Source organism: Methylobacterium sp. A52T (assembly GCF_053346095.1).
The window spans coordinates 1-3013 of record NZ_JBKFBI010000262.1 but is presented as its reverse complement, the minus strand read 5'-3'; the positions used below and the strand labels follow the sequence as shown (position 1 = coordinate 3013).

The 3013-nt window shown below is 74.3% G+C and carries 5 protein-coding genes; 3 read left to right on the top strand and 2 right to left on the bottom strand.

Features of this window, described 5'->3' with window-relative positions:
* Nucleotides 1-209 (bottom strand): aldolase/citrate lyase family protein (locus ACLBYE_RS30080; protein ID WP_447696965.1); only part of this gene is annotated, 209 nt, incomplete at its 3' end.
* A gap of 113 nt (nt 210-322) precedes the next feature.
* On the opposite strand from ACLBYE_RS30080, the gene ACLBYE_RS30075 reads away from it, so the two are divergent.
* The 3 genes from ACLBYE_RS30075 to ACLBYE_RS30065 all read left to right on the top strand — a co-directional run bounded on the left by ACLBYE_RS30075 (nt 323) and on the right by ACLBYE_RS30065 (nt 2404).
* Nucleotides 323-1066, top strand: coding sequence for a DUF429 domain-containing protein (locus ACLBYE_RS30075; RefSeq protein ID WP_447696964.1), 744 nt, complete (start codon nt 323-325; stop codon nt 1064-1066).
* Nucleotides 1067-1178: 112 nt separating this feature from the next.
* On the top strand, nt 1179-1694 hold the full coding sequence (locus ACLBYE_RS30070) for an NUDIX hydrolase (RefSeq protein ID WP_447696963.1): 516 nt from the start codon (nt 1179-1181) through the stop codon (nt 1692-1694).
* A 44-nt stretch (nt 1695-1738) separates the two neighbouring features.
* Nucleotides 1739-2404 (top strand): carbonic anhydrase, encoded by a 666-nt coding sequence (locus ACLBYE_RS30065; RefSeq protein ID WP_447696962.1) that lies wholly within the window; start codon nt 1739-1741, stop codon nt 2402-2404.
* 219 nt (nt 2405-2623) lie between these two features.
* On the opposite strand, the gene ACLBYE_RS30060 is transcribed toward ACLBYE_RS30065, so the two are convergent.
* Nucleotides 2624-3013 (bottom strand): DUF4142 domain-containing protein (locus ACLBYE_RS30060; RefSeq protein WP_447696961.1); only part of this gene is annotated, 390 nt, incomplete at its 5' end.

Sequence of the window (3013 nt, the reverse complement as noted above, 5' to 3'; positions counted from 1 at the left end):
CCGCCCCCCCCGCCGCCGCGCGGCCCCCCCCCCGCCGCGGCGCCCGCGGCGGCGCCCGGGGCGCGGGCCGCCGCCTTCGCGGCGGGGGCGGTGCCGTCCTCGAGGTCGATCAGGATCACGTCGGCGGGGAGCGACCGCGCCTTCTCCAGCGCCCGGGCGTTGGAGCCCGGCATCGCCAGCACGCTGCGACGGGGACGGGTCTCGCTCATCACGCTTCTCCCGGGCCGGCGGCGCCCTCGGCGACGCGGATAGCTTTCCGCGCGCGGCCCGGCAAGAACGTCGGCAGGAACGCCGGCCGCGCGGAATGAGACGGAGGAACGGCATGGCGCGCTGGATCGCGGGACTGGACGGTTGCCGCGGCGCCTGGGCGGGCGCGCTCCTCGACCTCGACGACCCCGACCGGCACCGCTGCGCCCTGTTCCCGGACGTCGCCGCGCTCCTCGACGCGCCGGAGCGGCCCGACATCGTCGGGATCGACGTGCCGATCGGGCTGCCCGACCGGATCACCGGGGGCGGCCGCGGCGCCGACCGGGCCGCGCGCGCCCGGCTCGGGCCGGCGCGGGCCTCGGTGTTCCCGATGCCGCCGCGGAGCGCGGTCTACGCCCCCGACTACGCCGCCGCGAAGGCCGCCTCGCGGGCGGCGAGCGACCCGCCCTTCGCGCCGTCGATCCAGGGCTACAACATCTTCCGCTACGTCCGCGCGGTCGACACGCTCCTGCGGGAGCGCCCGGAGACGCGCGCGCGCGTCCACGAGGTCCACCCCGAGGTGGCCTTCCACGCCCTCAACGGTGGCCGGCCGCTCGGTCTGCCCAAGAAGGGCAGGCGCGCCCGCGAGGGGCTGGACCTCCGGCGGGCGCTCCTCGCGGCGGCGGGCCTGCCGGACGCGCTGATCGGGTCCCGGGTGAAGGGCGTTCCGGAGGACGACCAGCTCGACGCGCTCGCCGCCCTCGTGGTGGCCCGCGACATAAGCCTCGGACGGGCCGTGCCGCTGCCGGATCCGCCCGAGCGCGACGCCTTCGGGCTCCCCGTCGTGATCTGGGCACCGGCGCCCCGCCCGGCGTCCTGAACCGGCGCCCCGCACCTTCGCCGGGCGCGTCGGCAACCGCAACGTGCTGTTTTGCACGCTGGCGGACGCGCGGCCGGTGTCCGTCCCCGGCGCGCGCTCTAGCTCTGGCTGCATGAGCGCCGCGAACCCCCTGCCCGTCCGACACATCGCCCGCGCGATCGTCCTCGATCCGCGGGACCGGATCCTGCTCATCGCCTACACGTCGGTCCACGCGAGGGGGCCGGACGGGGCGCCGCTCCGGTTCTGGTTCATGCCCGGGGGCGGCCTTGAGCCCGGCGAGGACCACGTCACCGCCTGCCGCCGTGAGCTGGAGGAGGAGATCGGCCGGGGCGACGTCGCGATCGGCCCGCAGGTCGCGGCCTGCGACGGCCCGTTCCACCTGTTCCGTCAGCCACGGGACGCCCGGGAGCGCTACTTCCTCGTCCGCCTGCCCGACGACCGGGTCGACACGAGCCGGCTCGCCGAGACCGAGGACAACCCGCTGATCGGGACGCGCTGGTGGCCGCTCGACGAGTTGCGCGCCAGCGGCGAGCACGTCGAGCCGGCCGGCCTCGCGGATCTGGCGTCGGATCTCGTGGGCGGGACTATTCCGGCCCAGCCGCGCGTTCTTGCTTGGCGAGGACTTTGATTTCACTCCCGCTGTCGCGGATTTGTCTAACTGGAGACGACTTTATGTTCCCCGTCTACCTGACCGAAGGCTACCGGTCCTTCCTCCTCGACCGCTTCCCGACCGAGCGTCGGCGCTTCGCGCAGCTCGCCTCGACGCAGAATCCGGAGATCCTGGTCATCAGCTGCTGCGACAGCCGGGTCTCGCCCAGCGCGATCTTCAATGCCGGCCCGGGCGAGCTGTTCACGATCCGCAACGTCGCCAACCTGGTGCCGGTCTATCAGCCGGACGGCCAGTATCACGGCACCTCGGCGGCCCTGGAATTCGCCGTCCAGGCCCTGGAGGTGAAGCACATCGTCGTCCTCGGGCATGCCACCTGCGGCGGCATCAAGGCCTGGGCCAACAAGGCGAAGCCGCTCTCGCCCGGCGACTTCATCGGCAAGTGGGTCTCGCTCGTGGGTCAGGCCGAGGACAAGGCGGGCGATCCCGGCGCCCCGAACTACCTGACCAAGCTGGAACACGCCGTGGTCGTCCAGAGCATGGAGAACCTGCTGACCTTCCCGTTCGTGAAGGAGCGGGTCGACGACGGTCGCCTGGAGATCCACGGCGCGCATTTCGGCGTGGCCAGCGGCTCCCTGCTGGTGCGCGATCCGCAGTCCGGCGAGTTCAAGCCGCCGATCGACACGACCGGCCAGTCGGTCCGTTCCGTCGCCGCCATCGCGTGCGAGTGAGCGCACGGTGCGGGCGCTGAGATCCGGGATCGGTCCGCCGGTCCCGGATCCGATGATGCTGGGACGCGCCGGCGCGGCGCGTCCGCGAAGGTCGTCCGCTGCGGTCAGCCCGCGATCATCCTGGCCCGAAGGGCCATCGACATGAGAAAGGCGGCGGGCTCGCGCCCGCCGCCTTCTCGTTCGGCCCGGCCGAGGGCGGGCCCGCCGAATCCGTGACGCTTACATCGCGCCCGGGAGACGCTCGGCCTGCTGCAGGTGCATCTGCAGGGTCGGCAGCGCCTGCTGGGCGTAGTTGCGCAGGGCCGGGTTCGGGCCGCCCTGGGCGTAGGCCTGGGTCATCGCGATGGTCATCTGATGGGCCTGGATCTGCTGCGACGCGTACAGGCGGTCGAAGCGCGCGCCGGCCGGGGCGGCCGAGAGCTGGGCCAGCATCGCCTGCTGCTCGGGGTTCGGCGGGACGATCGTCGAGGCGCCGGTCGCCATCACGTCGCCGCGGCCGATCTGGCCACCCGCGGCGGCGCCGCGCGCCGCGCCGGCACCCGCGCCCTCGAGGCCGCCGACCGGGCCCCCCGCCAGGGTGCCGCCGACCACGCCGGTCGCCGCGCCGAC

Coding starts and splice junctions, on each gene's coding strand:
- ACLBYE_RS30075 (WP_447696964.1), top strand. CDS start 323: ATGGCGCGCTGGATCGCGGGACTGGACGGTTGCCGCGGCGCCTGGGCG.
- ACLBYE_RS30065 (WP_447696962.1), top strand. CDS start 1,739: ATGTTCCCCGTCTACCTGACCGAAGGCTACCGGTCCTTCCTCCTCGAC.
- ACLBYE_RS30070 (WP_447696963.1), top strand. CDS start 1,179: ATGAGCGCCGCGAACCCCCTGCCCGTCCGACACATCGCCCGCGCGATC.